The organism is Bacillus sp. FSL K6-3176, assembly GCF_038003325.1.
GTDB lineage: Bacteria > Bacillota > Bacilli > Bacillales > Bacillaceae > Bacillus > Bacillus altitudinis.
Window position 1 is genome coordinate 1984349 of record NZ_JBBOOX010000001.1, and the last position, 17069, is coordinate 2001417.

General features: G+C 40.4%; 24 protein-coding genes. 9 read left to right on the top strand and 15 right to left on the bottom strand.

Annotated features, from left to right (window positions below; translation table 11 throughout):
- Positions 1-62: 62 nt before the first annotated feature.
- Positions 63-1394 (bottom strand): C40 family peptidase, encoded by a 1332-nt coding sequence (locus tag MHB38_RS10125; protein WP_202734391.1) that lies wholly within the window; start codon positions 1392-1394, stop codon positions 63-65.
- Positions 1395-1796: 402 nt separating this feature from the next.
- Complete coding sequence (gene cdaS / locus MHB38_RS10130; protein WP_024718575.1) at positions 1797-2423, bottom strand: sporulation-specific diadenylate cyclase CdaS; 627 nt, start codon at positions 2421-2423, stop codon at positions 1797-1799.
- 81 nt (positions 2424-2504) lie between these two features.
- Between cdaS and MHB38_RS10135 the strand changes: the two genes are divergently transcribed.
- The gene (locus MHB38_RS10135; protein ID WP_003215647.1) at positions 2505-2630 is read left to right on the top strand and encodes a hypothetical protein; all 126 of its coding nucleotides are present in this window, start codon (positions 2505-2507) and stop codon (positions 2628-2630) included.
- A gap of 59 nt (positions 2631-2689) precedes the next feature.
- On the top strand, positions 2690-4057 hold the full coding sequence (locus MHB38_RS10140) for an MATE family efflux transporter (RefSeq protein WP_202734390.1): 1368 nt from the start codon (positions 2690-2692) through the stop codon (positions 4055-4057).
- Between the two features lie 21 nt (positions 4058-4078).
- Here the strand turns inward: MHB38_RS10140 and bshB2 are convergent, their stop codons facing one another.
- The 4 genes from bshB2 to rarD all read right to left on the bottom strand — a co-directional run bounded on the left by bshB2 (position 4079) and on the right by rarD (position 6380).
- Positions 4079-4744 (bottom strand): bacillithiol biosynthesis deacetylase BshB2, encoded by a 666-nt coding sequence (gene bshB2 / locus MHB38_RS10145; protein WP_135227103.1) that lies wholly within the window; start codon positions 4742-4744, stop codon positions 4079-4081.
- Positions 4745-4761: 17 nt separating this feature from the next.
- Positions 4762-5112 carry a YojF family protein gene (locus tag MHB38_RS10150; protein WP_008346474.1) on the bottom strand — a complete coding sequence of 117 codons (351 nt, stop codon included), beginning with the start codon at positions 5110-5112 and terminating at the stop codon, positions 4762-4764.
- Positions 5109-5390 carry a hypothetical protein gene (locus MHB38_RS10155; RefSeq protein WP_202734389.1) on the bottom strand — a complete coding sequence of 94 codons (282 nt, stop codon included), beginning with the start codon at positions 5388-5390 and terminating at the stop codon, positions 5109-5111. The genes MHB38_RS10150 and MHB38_RS10155 overlap by 4 nt, the downstream gene beginning before the upstream one ends.
- A 78-nt stretch (positions 5391-5468) precedes the next feature.
- The gene (gene rarD / locus MHB38_RS10160) at positions 5469-6380 is read right to left on the bottom strand and encodes an EamA family transporter RarD (RefSeq protein WP_234922828.1); all 912 of its coding nucleotides are present in this window, start codon (positions 6378-6380) and stop codon (positions 5469-5471) included.
- Positions 6381-6466: 86 nt separating this feature from the next.
- On the opposite strand from rarD, the gene MHB38_RS10165 reads away from it, so the two are divergent.
- Positions 6467-6940 (top strand): spore gernimation protein GerT, encoded by a 474-nt coding sequence (locus MHB38_RS10165; protein ID WP_046526872.1) that lies wholly within the window; start codon positions 6467-6469, stop codon positions 6938-6940.
- Between the two features lie 40 nt (positions 6941-6980).
- Here the strand turns inward: MHB38_RS10165 and MHB38_RS10170 are convergent, their stop codons facing one another.
- Positions 6981-7199, bottom strand: a complete 219-nt coding sequence (locus tag MHB38_RS10170; protein WP_003215921.1) for a hypothetical protein — start codon at positions 7197-7199, stop codon at positions 6981-6983.
- A gap of 75 nt (positions 7200-7274) precedes the next feature.
- The gene (locus MHB38_RS10175; RefSeq protein WP_017359678.1) at positions 7275-7607 is read right to left on the bottom strand and encodes a winged helix-turn-helix transcriptional regulator; all 333 of its coding nucleotides are present in this window, start codon (positions 7605-7607) and stop codon (positions 7275-7277) included.
- A 141-nt stretch (positions 7608-7748) separates the two neighbouring features.
- Between MHB38_RS10175 and MHB38_RS10180 the strand changes: the two genes are divergently transcribed.
- The 3 genes from MHB38_RS10180 to MHB38_RS10190 all read left to right on the top strand — a co-directional run bounded on the left by MHB38_RS10180 (position 7749) and on the right by MHB38_RS10190 (position 10300).
- The gene (locus MHB38_RS10180; protein ID WP_202734387.1) at positions 7749-8366 is read left to right on the top strand and encodes a nitroreductase family protein; all 618 of its coding nucleotides are present in this window, start codon (positions 7749-7751) and stop codon (positions 8364-8366) included.
- Between the two features lie 237 nt (positions 8367-8603).
- A complete protein-coding gene (locus MHB38_RS10185; RefSeq protein WP_017359680.1) occupies positions 8604-8822 on the top strand; it encodes a DUF3311 domain-containing protein in 219 nt (72 codons plus the stop codon).
- Positions 8807-10300 (top strand): sodium:solute symporter family protein, encoded by a 1494-nt coding sequence (locus MHB38_RS10190; protein WP_341003303.1) that lies wholly within the window; start codon positions 8807-8809, stop codon positions 10298-10300. Before MHB38_RS10185 ends, MHB38_RS10190 begins: the two co-directional genes overlap by 16 nt.
- Positions 10301-10546: 246 nt before the next feature.
- Here MHB38_RS10190 and MHB38_RS10195 read toward each other — a convergent pair whose 3' ends face one another.
- Complete coding sequence (locus tag MHB38_RS10195; RefSeq protein WP_311754224.1) at positions 10547-11932, bottom strand: S41 family peptidase; 1386 nt, start codon at positions 11930-11932, stop codon at positions 10547-10549.
- Between the two features lie 151 nt (positions 11933-12083).
- Here MHB38_RS10195 and MHB38_RS10200 point away from each other — a divergent pair, with 151 nt between their 5' ends.
- Both MHB38_RS10200 and MHB38_RS10205 read left to right on the top strand, forming a co-directional pair.
- Entirely contained in the window at positions 12084-12782 is a 699-nt protein-coding gene (locus MHB38_RS10200; protein WP_060832400.1) for a class I SAM-dependent methyltransferase, read from the top strand.
- 92 nt (positions 12783-12874) lie between these two features.
- Positions 12875-13138 carry a hypothetical protein gene (locus MHB38_RS10205; protein ID WP_017359682.1) on the top strand — a complete coding sequence of 88 codons (264 nt, stop codon included), beginning with the start codon at positions 12875-12877 and terminating at the stop codon, positions 13136-13138.
- A 49-nt stretch (positions 13139-13187) separates the two neighbouring features.
- Here the strand turns inward: MHB38_RS10205 and MHB38_RS10210 are convergent, their stop codons facing one another.
- The 5 genes from MHB38_RS10210 to MHB38_RS10230 all read right to left on the bottom strand — a co-directional run bounded on the left by MHB38_RS10210 (position 13188) and on the right by MHB38_RS10230 (position 16095).
- On the bottom strand, positions 13188-14018 hold the full coding sequence (locus tag MHB38_RS10210) for a M15 family metallopeptidase (RefSeq protein WP_007500752.1): 831 nt from the start codon (positions 14016-14018) through the stop codon (positions 13188-13190).
- Between the two features lie 68 nt (positions 14019-14086).
- Positions 14087-14782, bottom strand: coding sequence for a purine-nucleoside phosphorylase (gene deoD / locus MHB38_RS10215; protein ID WP_007500754.1), 696 nt, complete (start codon positions 14780-14782; stop codon positions 14087-14089).
- 110 nt (positions 14783-14892) lie between these two features.
- A complete protein-coding gene (locus tag MHB38_RS10220; protein WP_007500756.1) occupies positions 14893-15210 on the bottom strand; it encodes a YodL domain-containing protein in 318 nt (105 codons plus the stop codon).
- Between the two features lie 54 nt (positions 15211-15264).
- Positions 15265-15873 carry a phosphatase PAP2 family protein gene (locus MHB38_RS10225; RefSeq protein WP_017359684.1) on the bottom strand — a complete coding sequence of 203 codons (609 nt, stop codon included), beginning with the start codon at positions 15871-15873 and terminating at the stop codon, positions 15265-15267.
- 51 nt (positions 15874-15924) lie between these two features.
- Positions 15925-16095 (bottom strand): YozD family protein, encoded by a 171-nt coding sequence (locus tag MHB38_RS10230; RefSeq protein ID WP_008346445.1) that lies wholly within the window; start codon positions 16093-16095, stop codon positions 15925-15927.
- A 119-nt stretch (positions 16096-16214) separates the two neighbouring features.
- On the opposite strand from MHB38_RS10230, the gene MHB38_RS10235 reads away from it, so the two are divergent.
- Entirely contained in the window at positions 16215-16349 is a 135-nt protein-coding gene (locus MHB38_RS10235; protein ID WP_017359686.1) for a hypothetical protein, read from the top strand.
- Here the strand turns inward: MHB38_RS10235 and MHB38_RS10240 are convergent.
- A complete protein-coding gene (locus MHB38_RS10240) occupies positions 16346-17026 on the bottom strand; it encodes a hypothetical protein (protein ID WP_008346441.1) in 681 nt (226 codons plus the stop codon). The two genes, MHB38_RS10235 and MHB38_RS10240, sit on opposite strands and share 4 nt — an antisense overlap.
- Positions 17027-17069 lie beyond the last annotated feature (43 nt).

Genomic DNA, 17069 nt, shown 5'->3' on the forward strand with positions numbered 1-17069 from the left:
TTTGATATCAGTATGGACAATCACAGCAACGGGCAAACAAAAAAAGCCGAAAATCGGCTTTTTTAGAAGAAACGTTTTGCGCCTAGGTAGGCTTTTTTCCAATAAGGATTGCTTAAGTTTGAAATTCCTACTCCGCTGTCACTTGCATGAAGGAAATCTCCTCCACCTAGGTATAGTCCCATATGAGAAGGACCTGCTTTGTACGTTGTGAAATAAACAAAATCTCCAACTTGTGGTGTGCTGACAGGCGTCATCATATTCCAGTATCCTGCTGTACTCAATCTAGATACTGATGAAACCTTATTAATGAGATAGTAAACAAAGCCGCTGCAATCAAATCCAGCTGGTGTATTGCCGCCCCATCTGTAAGGAATGCCTGTGAGTTTTTTACCTTCTTGAATCATTGTCGTGATTTTTGCATTCATTGGAACGTCATTTTTATTATTGTTGACCGGTGTTGATGAACCGTTTGACGTAGAACCATTAGATCCAGTTGAACCGGAAGCTGTTCCGTTGATTTTTAATACTTGTCCAATTCTAAGCACATCACTTTTCAAGCTGTTTGCTGTGCGGATTGATTGAACCTGCACCTTAAACTGATTCGCAATTTTCCATAATGAATCACCTGATTTAACCGTATAAGATGTGGTTTTACTACTTGAAGACTGATTGCTGTTTGAAGGCGTGCTAGATTGAGCAGGTGCTTTCGGCTGACTTGGTTTTGACGTCACCGTTCCTTTTACCTTCAATACTTGATTTGGATAAATCATATCAGATTTTAGCGAGTTCAATGTTTTAATTTCACCAATCGACATGTTTAACGAATTGGCAATTTTCCAAAGTGAATCGCCTAATTTTACTTTATATGTACTAGATGCTGATGACGAACTATTAGAATTCGTTGATTTGTTACTTGAGCTAGAATTAGATGTTGAGTTTGAATTTGTGGACTGGCTGCCGCTCGTTTTCGTCGTTCCAGACACTTTCAGCTTTTGTCCAGGACGAATGAGGTCACTGTTTAAGCTGTTCAAACTTTTCAAACTTGCAACTGACATTTTGTGATTCTTCGCAATCAGCCATAATGAATCCCCAAGCTTGACTGTATAGCTAGATGTTGTTGAAGCACTTGATTTCGTTGCTTTTGAACTTGTTGATGAGCTGGATTTTGAACTTTTTGCACTAGGAATCTTTAAGCTTTGTCCTGCAAAAATCATCGTCGTTTTTAATTGATTAAGAGATTGAAGTTCCGAAATACTTGTGTTGTACTGTTCGGCAATCTTCCAAAGTGAGTCACCGCTTTTCACCTTGATCGTCTGTGCTTCTGCCGGTGCAGCAATAACAGCTGAGCCCGCGATCGCTGAAACTGTGAGGCCGGTTACTACTTTTTTCTTCATAGATAAATCTCCGCCTTTCATGATTTCGTCCCATAAGACTTATGTACTAGTTTCGAGTTTAGCATTTAATGGTTCTGCTTCTCTTGCACTATTTTATCTTTATTTCTATAATATTACTCGACATGAAGACGTTGGGCAATACTAAATAGGTTAGAGCAGCAAACTCAAAATGCTAAAACAAAGCCATATCGTTTCTATCGGCTGTTTGCTGTATTTATAAACATTTTTTAAGGAATTTTTAAGTTGACGTTTAGAAATTTGTCAAAACAAGCACGTTGCTAGTTTCATAGTTCTATTCTACATGACAAATTTTTCTGTATCAAATGACTTTTTACTTAATTGCCTGTTTTTTCTCCTCAATAAAAAAAGCACCCTTCCCAATGAAGAATGCTGTGTTCATGTTTACTTTCTGATTTCTTGGTCTTTTACAGTTAACGGATAGAGGACGCCTTCTTTCGCAAACGACATTTTCCCTGTTTCTTCTGATACCACAAGAACAAGGGCATCAGTCATGCCAGAAAGTCCAATGGCTGCCCGGTGTCTTGTCCCAAGAGAAGGGCTGACTTTTTTTGAGGTGAGCGGTAGGACGTTTGCAGCGGAAACAAGCGTGTTTTCTTTTACTAAAAGGGCGCCATCATGAAGTGGGTTTCCAGGATAGAAAATGCTTTCTATTAATGATGCGCTAATTTTCGCATGGAGGTTTGTCCCTTTTTGTATATAATCCTCCACCTCATCTCTCCTTTGAATCACAATCAGTGCGCCATGCTTTTGTTTTGATAAGTTCTCAATGGCTAAAGAAAATTGAGCAAAACCTGGTGTGAATTCTTCCATATATGCTTGTAAATAAAATGAGGAAGCCTCTGCATGCATTTCATTAAACTGATCATGCAATGATTCGAGTTCACAAAGAAGGCATTGTTCCGTCTGGTCAAGCGAATCGACGATTTTCCTTGCATCCATCATAATTTGCGTTAAATGAGATTTCATTTCTAACTTAAACATCGCTTCTTCATTTGTGCGATTGATCATCTCACCATGTCCCTCCTTCTTTCGCTTGTGTCATAAAATAACAAATTGTGCACATTCTATTTGTATGGAGGTGAATTCAATATGACCATTCAAAAAGTGATTCAATATGCTTGCAGCATTTTAGGTGTTGTCAGTCTTTCTTTTATTTATGCCCAAATGTTCAAAAAAACGAAGCCCTCAAAGAAAAATAATCCGACGGAGAATTGATTTTTTTACATAGCATGATATAATTCCTCTCGTTATTTCTGTTCAGAGAGGAACTTATGATGAGAGAAACGAATAGTATTCAAGCAAAATTGGCACAATTTTTAACCATATTGATTCCGATTTTAATTACACAAGCAGGTCTTTCGCTCATCACATTTTTAGACACGGTGATGTCTGGAAAAGTGAGTGCAGAAGACCTAGCAGGTGTAGCGATCGGTTCGAGCATTTGGACACCTGTATATACTGGTCTTGCTGGTATATTAATGGCTGTTACCCCTATAGTGGCTCAGCTGATGGGCGGCGGCCGCAGGGAAGACGTTCCTCGTGCAGTCTTTCAGGCCATTTATTTATCTTTTCTTTTAAGTATCGTGGTGATTGTTATTGGAACGTTGTGTGTTCCTTTTATTTTAGGGAGACTTGGGCTTGAACCATCCGTAGAAACCATTGCCCGTCATTTTCTCAGCTTCCTTGCTATTGGGATCATCCCGCTTTTTGGTTATTCAGTCATGAGATCGTTCATTGATGCATTAGGAAAAACACGTGTAACGATGTTCATTACGTTAACCGCACTTCCTATTAATTTTGTTTTAAATTATCTCTTTATTTTCGGAAACTTTGGGTTTCCAAAGCTTGGCGGTGCAGGGGCAGGTCTTGCATCTGCGCTGACGTATTGGGCGATTTTCATCATGAGTATTTGTATTGTCATCAAAGCCGAACCGTTTGCATCCTTTCGGTTGTTTCAGACATTACCTCGTTTTAACGTCTCCCGAATGGGTCAAATACTGAAAATCGGTATCCCTATTGGGTTTGCGATCTTTTTTGAAACAAGTATTTTTGCAGCTGTCACACTCTTAATGGGTCACTTTGATACCGTGACAATCGCCAGTCACCAAGCAGCGATGAACTTTGCTTCTATTTTATATATCCTGCCGCTTAGTATCTCAATGGCTTTAACGATTGTTGTAGGTTTTGAAGCCGGTGCGATGCGATATAAAGACGCAAAAAGCTACAGCTATATTGGCATTGCAACAGCTGTTTTGTTCTCATTATGTACCGCAGCACTCATCTTGTTATTTAGACCTGAGATCGCTGGTTTATATACAACTGAATCAGCTGTTTTACAAATGACACAGCACTTTTTGATGTATGCGATCTTTTTCCAGCTGTCTGATGCGATCGCTGCACCCATTCAAGGGGCTCTGCGCGGCTATAAAGATGTGAATTACACACTGATTGCTGCGTTTGTCTCTTACTGGGTCATCGGCCTTCCAGCTGGCTACTTGATTGGCACGTATACCTCATTTGGAGCGTTTGGTTATTGGGTTGGGCTGATTACTGGGCTTGCCACAGGTGCCATCGTCCTATTTGTTCGTCTCAGGTTGATTGAAAGACGTATGCATTCTGATACAACAGGAAAAGGCAGCTGACTGAAGTCAGCTGCCTTTCATTTAGTCATTCCATTGATACGTCCAGAAAATTTCTTCATCAAACCATTTTTGGACGACTGGTTCTTTGTTTTTCAGCTTTTGTTCAAGCTCTCTTAGCATGCCTTCTGTTTGCGTTCTATGCGCTCTTAGTGCATTTAATTTGATATCGGCTACATCCGTAATATCAATCACAATATCGGCATTTCCTAGCACTTCTTCTCGATTTTTCGTAATGGCCATGCAGTATGTGACGGGACGGTCTTCTTTTTTCTTGCGGTATAGAGCACGAATGACCGCTTCACCTGTCGCATCATGATCAGGGTGTACGCCATGACCTGGATAAAACGTGACAATAAGAGTTGGTTTCACTTCATCAATTATGCGTTCCATCACATCCGCTAAATACTCATCATCTTCAAATTCCAACGTTTTATCCCGAAGACCAAGCATTCGCAAGTCTGTGACATCCATTTCTTTACATGCATGGATTAATTCCTGTTTTCTTAATTCAGGAAGTGTCTCACGGTTAGCATATGTTGGACTTCCCATATTTCTTCCCATTTCTCCAAGTGTCCCGCATGCATACGTCACTGGAATTCCACGTTTTCTGCTTTGCGCGATGAGCCCTGCGACCCCGAAGGATTCATCGTCGGGGTGAGGCAGCATCACAAGTACATGTTCGTTCATCACTGTTCCCCTCTCTCCTACACCTGAAATGGTGTTTCACTAATTTGTAATGATATCGCTAGTTTTCCGTCTGGCAGGTGTCCTGCTAACAGCAGGCGGCCTTGTTCATCAAACACGTAATCGGTTAAACCTTCTGCGTAAATCCAGCCATCTTCTGTTTTCATCCCGACACGGTATGGACCTTGTCCTTTTATTTTTGCCTGTGAATAGACGACTTTTGCGTTGCGGATATACGCCACGACCGTCATATTTTGCTCATTTACATGAGCTGAATAAGAACCAGTTGTCGTTTCAAGATGAACGAAGACTGGCCGATTTAAAAACGATTCAAGATGTGCTGTGACATCTTCCGTTTGAATTGGTTTCATGAGTGGTTCCTTCCTTCATTTTGAATTAGTTCTCGCAGCTTTTTTGTATGTAAGCTGATCAGCTGTAGTTGATGACCCTGCTCAATCGTGCTTTCTAAAATTCTTTCCACAGCGAGTACATACTTTTGATGTAATGACTTTCTTGCGCGAGGATGGGTGAGTGCATCAAGCAAATCATCTCGTATCGCCTCGTGTAATGAAGTCATATCCACTACATCAAGCTGCCGATTTTTCCATAAAGATTGATAAGCGTGTGCAAGCTCATCGACTGATGACATGTAATCACCTCTACAGTTTTGGTAACAACTTATTATGACATGATCCGCCTGCAAAAAAAAGCAAACTGCTTCGTATCTTTAATGAGAATTCGCTGTTTTTTTCATTCGCAGTTGAGAGGTTGTAAATAGTAAAATCGCCACCCAAATACAGAGGAATGTCACGATTTTTGCTGCAGATAAGTGTTCGTGATACACAAACAGCCCCAAAAAGAGTGTAATGGTCGGTGCAATATACTGCAAAATACCAACTTGGTATAAAGGAATTCTTTTGGCCCCTTCAGCAAATAAAAGAAGCGGTACAGCTGTAAAGACACCTGCAAAAAATAATAGCCCAAGAGAGCCGAAGCTGCTCGGATTCATCGTGACAACAGGTTCTTTTAAGAAGAAGAATAAGTAAACAAGCGCAGCTGGTGCAAGAAGCAGTGTTTCAATGGTTAATCCAATGGCACTCGTAAAACTCATCCTTTTTTTAATCAGTCCATAGAACCCAAAACTAAAAGCCAATACGAAAGCCACGACAGGAAATGAGCCGTACTGAACAGTTGAGATGATGACCCCAGCTGCGGCAATGAGAATGGCGGTGGTTTGCATTTTATTCAGTCGTTCTTTTAAGAAAATGATGCCTAGTAAAACTGATACAAGCGGATTAATATAATACCCTAAACTCGCTTCCAGCATAAGATCGTGATTTACCGCCCAAATATACACATACCAGTTGACCGAAATTAAAATAGCCGATAAAAGTAATGAAAAAAGTGCTTTTCCATCTATCATCAGACCTTTCACAGTCTGCATCGCTGGACGGACTTGCTTTAAATATAAAAGAATACCGCACATAAAAATAAAGGACCATACGATTCTGTGCGCTAAAATTTCGCCTGACGAAATATGCTCCATCAGTTTCCAATATAATGGGAACAACCCCCATAATGTAAAAGATGCAGCCGTATATAAGACACCTTTTGATTGTTGTTCGTTCAATCTAACCATTCCTTTCTAAACCTATCGTATATTATAGCACGCACATCACATTATGGGCATATACTAATTCAGGGCATTTAGAAAGGATGATTTGCATGTTTGACTGGAACCGATTATTCCCTTTTCAAAAGCAATTTTCAAAAGAAGCGTTAAAAAATTCAGACCCTAAAGACGTTGAGCAATATGTCAATCAAGTCATGGAAAGTGTTTTCGGCTCCAATTATTCTGCTCAATTCCCCTTTCAGGATCCGCTGTCTCAGAAGCAGAAAGCAAGAGAGACAGACGATAAAAAAAAGAAAGAGCCGAATGTTGAAGTATTTGAGACGACAGATCACGTGTTTGTCAAAATAGAGCTCGATCGTCCGAACACTGAAAAAGTAAAAATCAAACATACAGCCAATCTGCTGTTTATTGATCATTTTCCTGAAGAGAATAAACAAAAGAAGGTTGTCCTGCCTGCTGCTGTGAAAAGAAAAGGAACGAAGGCTTCGTATCAAGATGGTATTTTAGAAATTATGTTTTTAAAGCATGATGATCCAGGCATCTCTGAAATTGATATTCCATTATAAAAAGCCTGCTTTGAAATGGAAGCAGGCTTACTCTTTTTTCTTAATAATATGGTGGATATCCGCCGCCATAAGGTGGTGGAACAGGCGGTGGTGGAGGCGGGTAATATGGACGAGGATAATTAAAAATCGCACTTCCTAGAAATCCGCCAAGCAGTCCGCCGACTAAAGGAGCGCCAAAACCAAAAAACAAAGGGACTCTAGATTCATATGGCGGAATGCCAGGGGCACCGCCTCGAAAATACGGAGTATGAGGGTACATGCTTTTCTCCTCCTTTGTCATGTGCCTAACATCAGCATATTCATTAGAAGACAAAACGTTTGGGCAAACCTAAAACTAAGCTTGCTCCTTTTTTTCATGAGATCCAGCATACTCCCCTGCCCAGCGCGATACTTCTCCGAACACACCATGTAATGCACTCCCTTTTTCGGTTAGACAATAGATGACTTTGACTGGCGTTTCAGGAAGTACAGTGCGCTTTATGATTCCTTCTTGCTCAAGCTCTTTTAAGCGTTCTGCGAGCATTTTTTGACTGATGGATGGAATAATGTCCGTCAGGTCTTTAAACCGCTTCGGACCATCAAGCAATACATGAATGATGAGACCATTCCACCTTTTGCCAAGAAGCAAAAAAGCTTGCTGAATGTTTGGACATAATTGAAATTCCATATATTTCAGCCTTTCTTTTCATAATCGTTTGACAAACTAACGGTGTACAATTTAAAATATATCTCTAGTTACAATAAGTAAGTTTCTCACTTTTTTATTTATTGTACCATACTATTTGCAAAAACGGGAGGAAATATCCATATGGCGAGCGATCAAAAAACGATTGACATTTTAAAAGAAAGAGCTTCAGTAAAAGAGTATGATACAACTCATGAAATGACAAAAGAAGAGTTAACAGAGCTTCTTGATATCACAACAAAAGCACCATCTGCTTGGAACCTTCAGCATTGGCATTTCACTGTTTTCCATAGTGCTGAATCAAAAGCAAAACTTCTTCCAATAGCTTACAACCAAAAACAAGTCTCTCAAGCATCAGCTGTGATTGCTGTGCTAGGTGACCTTGAAGCCAATCTAAAGGGTGAAAAAATCTACAGTGAGCTAGCAGAACAAGGCTTCATCACAGAAGATATTAAAGAAACACTGATGACACAAATCAATGGTGCTTACCAAAGCGAGCAATATGCACGTGAAGCTGCGTATTCAAACGCTTCGTTAGCTGCTATGCAATTAATGATTGCGGCGAAAGCAATGGGATATGATACATGCGCAATGGGCGGTTTCAGCAAAGAAGCGTACGTGAAAGAATTCAATGTGAGCGGTCGATACGAACCAGTGATGTTGATTTCTGTCGGGAAAGCAGCAAAAGAAGCTCACAAAAGCAATCGTTTTGACATCGAAGAAGTAACTGATTTCCTATAAAAAACGGCACAGTCTCAGCGTCATGCTGGGGCTTTTTTATTTGCTCTAAATATTATTTTTCCATACTTATTTTCAAGTCTTCCTTTCTCATTCTTCAGTATTTAACTCTTTTTAAAAATGAAAGCGTTATATTAGTATGATATTCATAAAAATGATTGTTTTTTCTGAAAATGGTCTTGTGATCTAATCTGACAACTGCTATTATTATGAAATTACAAAATATTAGAGGAGGAAAACATGAACAAAAAACTGATACTGGCGCTACTCATCGCGATTCCATTCATTGGACAGCTTGCACTGCTCCCCTTTGTGAATCGTATTCATCCATTTGTCATCGGGCTGCCTTTTTTCCACTTCTGGCTCTTACTATGGATTGTACTCACACCCGTTTGCACATTTATCATTTACAGGATGCAACATTCAAATGGAGGAACTGACGAATGCAAGGAAACTTAACAGCTTTATTGATTACTGCAAGTATCATTTTCATCGTCGTGGTCATCGGTTTTGCCGCTGGTCGTGATAAATCATCAAGACAATCAGTCGAAGAATGGTCTGTTGGCGGGAGAAAATTTGGCGGGCTTCTCGTCTGGTTCCTTGTTGGCGCAGACTTATATACTGCTTATACCTTTTTAGGGCTCACAAGTACAGCTTATACAGTGGGAAGTGTTGCTTTTTTCGCTATCCCCTATTCAGTTCTTGCTTATTTTATTGCGTATTTCTTCTTACCAAAACTTTGGACGGTTGCAAAAAATCACAAGCTGACAACACTTGCTGATTATGCACGTGAGCGATTTGACAGTAAACTGTTATCCAGCTTGATTGCCATTGTTGGTGTACTCATGCTCATTCCATACATTTGTCTTCAGTTAAGCGGGATTCAAGATACGTTAACTGTCGCTGGAACGAGTTATATTAATGTGAATGCAGTTGTTATAATTTCATTTATTTTAGTTGCACTTTATACATTTTTCAGTGGTATTAAAGGTCCTACATATACAGCCATTATTAAAGATATTCTTGTTTGGGTGATCATGCTCTTTATGGTCGTTTCCCTCCCGATTATTCATTTTAACGGCTGGACCCCAATGATGAATACGTTAGCTAAGGAAGCCCCACAGCTTCTGACGATTCCTGAAGGCGGGCCTAAAGGCATTTTGTGGTTTATTACCGCATCAGGTGTTTCTGCACTCGCATTATTTATGTGGGCACATGCAGCAACTGGCGTTTTCACAGCCAAAAGCGCAGATGCCATCCGTAAAAACAGTATGTTTTTACCTCTTTACAACATTGTATTGATTTTGGTCATCTTCCTTGGCTTCATTGCCTTTTTAGTCTTACCGGAAGATACAAATCCAAGATTTGCTCTTCTTCATTTAATTCAGACGTCATATGGCGGCGTGATGCAGGGGCTTGCGTATTCAACGATTGCACTTGCTTCTCTCATTCCATGTTCGATCATGGCCATTGGGGCGTCGAATTTATTTGCCAATAATTTGTACCGTGATTTAATCCATCCAACTGTGTCACCTAAACGGTTAACGATCATTACACGTTCGATGGTATTTATCGTGATCGGGCTTGCTCTTTTATTCGGTATGCTGTTCCCGACTGCGCTTGTCACGCTTCAGCTGATCGGTGTTTCAGGAATGGTTCAAATCTTCCCTGCCATTGCGATCAGCTTGTTCTGGAAAAAACAATCAAGAGAAGCAACGATTGCGGGTTTAGTTGTTGGCATCATCGTCACCTTTACAGCCAATATCTCACAAGTCACGTTTGGTCTTTATGAAGGATTTCTTGGTTTACTAGCAAACGTTGTGGTCATCCTGATTTTGAATCCATTCTTCCAAAAGAATGTCACATCTAATGCTGTGACAAGTGATTTGTTTGAAAAGAATGGGAAAACAACGGAACCTGTGGCTAACAAAGCGTAATACAAGAAAAAAAGCAGTCCCCTGATAAGGACTGCTTCAGCGTGTAGCCAAACCCTCGCATTCTTTGTCAGTCCTGCGTGCTGGTGCTCACGAATGTCAAATTCGCTCCGCTCCAGTACTCGTCCTTCCTAGACTTCAAAGGTTTTCTATCACGCTGAGCTGAAAAGAAGACAAAGGGCTAAAATAAAGTTCATTTTAGCCCTTTGTCAACAATTTGAAGCAGTCCCCTGATGAGGACTGCTTTTTCTATTTCATTTCTTTTTTCAACACTTCAATGGCTTTTTTCATTTGCGTGTCATTTTTCTTGAGCTTATCTTGGATGTTTGTCATCAGTACCGTCGTTGTGTCCCCTGTCAGAATACCATCAGCCTTTAGATCGTGATCTGATTGGAAACTTTTCACGATCGACTGGAATGCTTGATCATATTCTCCATTGGCTTTTGCTTTGTAGCCAAGCGCTTGGAACATTTTTTGAGCCGCTTTGACTTCATCTCCATCATCATTCAGTTGATACGTCTTTTTCGGACTTAAGTATGGCAGCTTCGCATAACTCGGCAGAGATGCTTTCACCTGTGGCTCAATTCCTTTTTTGTGAATCCAAGACCCGTCTGGTGTCAGCCACTTGGCAATGGTTAATTTCACACTAGAGCCATCATTGTAGCTTTGCGCATTTTGAACAGTCCCTTTACCAAATGTCTTTTCTCCAACCAGTTGAATGCTAGAGGATTGGTGCAGAGCTGCCGCCATGATTTCAGCAGCACTCGCTGAACCGCCGTTTACAAGAACAACTGTCGGCTGATGAACTTTGCGTTCTTTTTCCGCTTTGTACACTTGTTTCTTTCCTTTTTCCTCAACCTGCATAATGACTTTTCCTTTATCGATAAAGTCATTGCTCATTTCAATTGCTTCTGTCATAATGCCGCCTGGATTATCTCTCAGATCAATGACAAAACCTTTTGCCCCTTTTTTCTCGAGGTCATCAATCGCTTTATCTAACTCTTTAGACGTGGTTTCAGCAAAAGAAGTGATTTGGATTTCACCTATTTTATCTTTTGTTAGTTTTGCATACACCGTTTCAAGTGGAATCGTATCTCTTGTGATCGTCACATCCACATTTCCAACACCTTGTCGGTTCAAATGCAGTTTGACATCCGTTCCTTTTTTCCCTCTGATAAGAGAAACGGCTTTATTCACTGACATGCCTTTTGTACTTTTACTATCCACTTTTAAAATACGATCATGAGGTTTCAAACCAGCTTTTTCAGCAGGAGAGCCTTTAATCGGTGCGACAATTAAAATTTGTCCATCCTTCTCTTCTACTTGTGCACCAATTCCTTCAAATGAAGATGAAATGGTGTTGTTAAATCCTTTGGCTTCCTCCTGATCCATATATGTAGAGTATGGATCATCAAGTGATGCAATCATTCCTTGAATCGCACCGTCTACTAGTTTTTGATCATCCGTTTTTTCGTAATACTCGTTTTTTACCTTCGTATATGCAGCCATGAGTTTACTAAACTTCTCATCTCCTGAAACGCTGACAGCACCTTGTTTTGTGATCACAAATGTAATCGCTGAGGAAAGCGCTGCTGTTACCAGAATGGCTATCACGAACTTGAATTGTTTTTTCAAAAAAACACCACCTTTATCTCCTTTCATTATTATCAAGGACGATTCTTCATCCGTCAACCAAAGGATCAAACTTCTATTTGAAAAGATAAGCCATTTCGCCTTGCAATGCATAATCTTTAGAGAGAAACATGATAAAGAAAGAAGGGATTCCATGAGTGACTATGTAGAAATGCTTGCCTATTTTGGTGTATCAGGTGCCCATCCTGGTGGAATTGAGCTAACAAAAACGATGATTGAGCATCTTCACTTGGCGTCTGACGATCGTATACTGGATGTCGGATGCGGCACAGGACAAACAGCCGCCTATCTAGGACATTTAGGTTATGAAGTAGAGGCGATTGATACACACCCTTTGATGATTGAAAAAGCCAATCTGCGATTCGAGCGGGAACAACTACCTTTCCGTGCACAGCAAGCATCGATCGAACACCTGCCATTTGCGGATGACTCGTTCTCTCTACTGATCAGTGAATCTGTTTTAAGTTTCACCCATTTACCTGCTGCGCTTGCTGAGGTCAAACGGGTGCTTGCTCCTGGAAAACAATTGATCGCAAATGAGGCTGTGTTAAAAGTGCCGCTTCCCTCAAAAGAACAGGCAACCATTCGGGAGTTTTATGGGTTTCACTCCCTCTTTTCATTTTCTGAATGGAAAAGGCAGTTAGCGTCCGCAGGATTCCGTGACATTCAGATTCTCTCATTCGATGAGCACATGGTGCAGGAAGAGCCGACCGAAATGGAATTATCAGATCAAATACCACCTTCTCTTTATGATACATTACAGACACACTATGACCTGATTCAAACACACCGAGAACACCTGAGTCACCTTGTATTTGAATGTACAGTATAAAATGAGCGAATCTCCTATATGTTTTGTCCAAACTCTATGAAGTCTTTCGCATAGGATAAGAGTGAAAAGAGTTTGTCATAAGGAGGAAAAACATGGAGCGCTACTATAAACTTTGTCAGCAGCATATGGGGAAAGTAGCTAGAATTACTGATCGAAATGGCAGAGTACATGTTGGACGTATTGAGCGGGTGTCAAACCGCAAAGTTTATATCCGACCAGTCGGCGGGTCCCGCAGGGGCTTAGGCTTTGGCTATTACGGAGGTTATTACGGAGGCTATTATGGCTGGGGTCCAGCTTATGGCATCGGTCTCGGTTTTATTACCGGCTTCGCATTAGCAGGTTTGCTCTTTTTTTAAAACGGCGTATAAAAGAAGGCCTCCCAGCTTCGGGAGGCCTTTTATTTGTTTATATTTTCTTCACTTTGTTCATATACTCTTCGAATGTTAAATCATGATCGTGCATCGCTTTTGCAGCTTCTTTCCCTACATAGCGCAAGTGCCACGGCTCATATTCATATTTCGTGATGTCTTCTTTCCCTTTTGGATAACGGATGATAAAGCCATATTTATAAGCGTTTTTGGCTACCCATTTACCATCAGGTGTTTCACCAAATTTTTCAGAGATTTCAAAGCCGGCACTTTTTGAGGAAATATCCATAGCTAAACCTGTTTGATGTTCACTTTCGCCTGGTAAGGCTACGGCTTCTTGGGCTTTTTCTTTCCCTTTTAGTTTCACTTCACTATCAAAAATGACTTTTTGACGATCATAGGAACGATAGCCCGATACTGCAGCAAGCTCAAAGTTTTCCTTTTTAGCACCTTTGAATAACTTCGCAAGTGCCTCCGCTGCTTCTTTTCGAATATATCGTTTTTCAATATCCTCTGAAAAAGAGAATTCCACTTTTGGTACAACGAGATCAGAAGGTTTATAGGTTCCTGGCAGTGCATATTCTTTGTTCACTAAAGCAAGCACATTTTCAGGGTTTTGAATGGTCTTCAGTCCGCTCACTACCTTGATGTCATTGAAATATTCACTCTTTAACGTCAGCTCTTGATTAGATGAATCTGCCGTATCGTTTGAGTTTTGCTGGGATGATGAACTTGCTGCGTTCTTTTGTTCGTTTGTTTTGTTAGATTCAGTGGTACCGCTTTTCTGATCCAGCAACTGGCAGCCTGATAATGCGGCCGTCAAACCAAGAATCGATGCGATTGAGAGTATTTTATAGCTTTTCTTCATGACATACCTTCCTTTTGCTCTACTAAAAAAATAAAGATGCGCTACATCGTAGCACACCCTTTATACTATTATAAAACAGAATCTAGTGCAATTAAGATCATTTCGTCAAATGTCGTTTGACGCTCTTCAGCAGTTGTTTCTTCTCCTGTTAGCACATGATCGCTCACTGTCAGAATCGACAACGCTTTTCTGCCAAATTTTGCAGCAAGCGTATAAAGAGCCGTTGTCTCCATTTCGATCGCTAGAATTCCATATTGGTCCATCAGCTCAAGTGGTTTTTCATTATAAAACTGGTCTGCTGTAAATACATTCCCAACACGCACAGCTACATTTTTCGCTTCTGCTGTGTCGTAGGCTTTTTTCAGTAAACCAAAATCAGCACATGGTGCGTAATCAATCGGTCCAAATGCCACACGGTTCATTTGAGAATCTGTTGATGATGTTTGAGCTAAGATGACGTCACGTACATTGACATCTTTTTTGATCGCTCCGCAAGAGCCAACACGGATTAAGTTTTGAACATCATAGCTTTGGATCAGCTCATTCACATAGATCGAAATAGACGGTACGCCCATTCCAGTACCTTGTACAGAAATGCGTTTTCCTTTATATGTTCCAGTATAACCATACATGCCGCGCACTTCGTTATAGCACACAACATCTTCTAAGTATGTATCTGCAATATATTTCGCACGAAGCGGATCGCCTGGCAGCAATACCGTTTCTGCAATTTGTCCTTTTTCTGCTCCAATATGTACACTCATTTTTTAGCCTCCACTTACGTTTAACATGTGTTTAGTCCCATTTATTATAAACGATTGCGTTCAAAAAAGAAAATACCAGCTGAAAGTAAAGCTGGCATCGTCGTTTATATTTAACTCATCGTCATTAGGCGTTCACTGCGTTTCCATCCTGCCGGAAAGAGCTGGTAGTAGCACTTCCCTTTTTTCTGGTCATCAATCACAACGATATCCCCAGTTGTGATAAACCGTGCATTGTAATCATTAGGGACTGTATCTTGTACATTAAATGTCGAGAATGCTTTTTCCAGTACATCAAGGTGTGTCCTGCCGCCAATCTTTGTCCGGTACACAGGCTGATGCCCGCTTTCTGCACCATATTCAGGTGTTTGATAAATGGTTAAGTGATAAGCTGAAGGTTTCTTTTGAAAAAATCTCAACGTCAATTGCATTCAAATCCCTCCCCTTTTATATAAAATTGGCTGGGATCTATGAATTTCCTTCTTCTATTTTTGTCGAATGACGGACAATTTTTCGTCAATCTTTTTACATATGAGAAATAAAGCTAGTCCTATCGCAAAGCCCCCTGCTACATCAGTGACATAATGAACACCGATATACATCCTGCTGATGCCGATCATCAGCACATAGCACCCTGTCACCATGTAGACTGCTTTTTGTCTCTTTTTCAGCCACGGAACCATTTCAATGAATAGATAGGCGATAAATGGATAGATCGTTGCTGCATTCATAGAATGTCCGCTCGGAAAGCTGTAATAGGTCTCATTCACTAGATGATCAAAGGCTGGACGCTCTCTAGCAAACAGTCCTTTCAGTTCATGATTGACCGTTTTTTCTGCTATATATAGTAGAAAAAGCAGCATAATAGAGTGGTAGCGTTTATACATAAACAGCACCACGCTAAAGATGAGCATGATTGGGACAAGCAGCGCACTGATACCAAAGTCAGTCAAAGTCAGCATGACATCATTTAAAAAAGGAAGTCTGATGTTTTCAAACGATAAGATGATCTGGTTGTCCAACTCCTGGAACATGCCAGACACCATAAGCGCTGCGATGGCGCCAAACAAAAGGAAAAAAATGATGACATACACGCGAACCAATTCCCCTCCCTTTCTACTCAGAATCTCTTCAAAGTATAGTGCCTACCGCGCCTCTTCTTCAACTATCATTGCTTTCCTCAGCATATATTCAAATGTAATATCGGCAAGCTCAAACGTTTCCAGTTCAGATGGTATGTACCCTCTTTTGACCAGCTCCGTGTAGAAGAATTCTGCAATTTCCTCTGTATCAATCACCAAATCTGCTTCTTTCATTGCTTTCCGCCTCCTTTTTTATGATGTATGAACGTCGCCTTATTTTTATTACAGTTTGTCATAATGGCTCATTCCATACATATAAATGCAGTAAACGAAAAGAAAAGGGGCATGAGGCAATGAAATGGTTAAGCATTTTAGATGGACATACTTTTGATCAGGTGATGGGCCGTATCTTGAGGGGATGGTTTTATGTGATTGCTTTTTTCTGTGTTCCTTACTTTTTATTCGTGTTAGGACAAGTCTTCTTTTAACCAAAATGCTCGTTTAAACTTTCCAAAATAAAGTCCATCATATCCTTATATTCTGGGTCTTTGAAAAATTCATAGAGAATTTTATAATCATTGTAAATATCAAGAAGCTCATCCACTATAGATACAGCGAGAAATTCTAGTGATGCTTCGCTTTCTTGTTTCTCTTCTAACTGTAATAGAGCGGTTTGCACCATATCTTCCTCTATTTCTTTTGAGGTTTCTCCAACGTAATGCACAAAAAGAAGCTGATGAACAAACTGATCCATCTCATATTTTCTTAGGACAAGCGTCAAGTCTTCTTCTTCTGTTTCCAGCCATTCTCCGTCTTTTAACCTTGTCAGTTCATAAATGACATCTTCCCAGCCATCTTCAAGGTAGCGCCATATCTCAGTCCGATGGCCAATGATTTTAAATAGCTCTTTCCCGTAATCCTTTACATATACAACATCGCCAATGAGGAACTCATATTCAATGTCCAGCTTTTCTGTATCTACAATCACCCCGTCGTACTCATCGTAAAGCTGGAGTGATGTTTCAAAATAAAGCACCTCATTATGATTGACCTCATATAGATAATGTTGGTCAATTTGATGGACTTTTGTTATCGTTCCAACTGTGCCGTACATGACAACGACGACAATATCCCCTACTTTATATTTTGGTGCTTTCGCCTTCATTCTGTCTCCCCCTTGCCCGACTTTTGGTCTTAACGTATCGTAT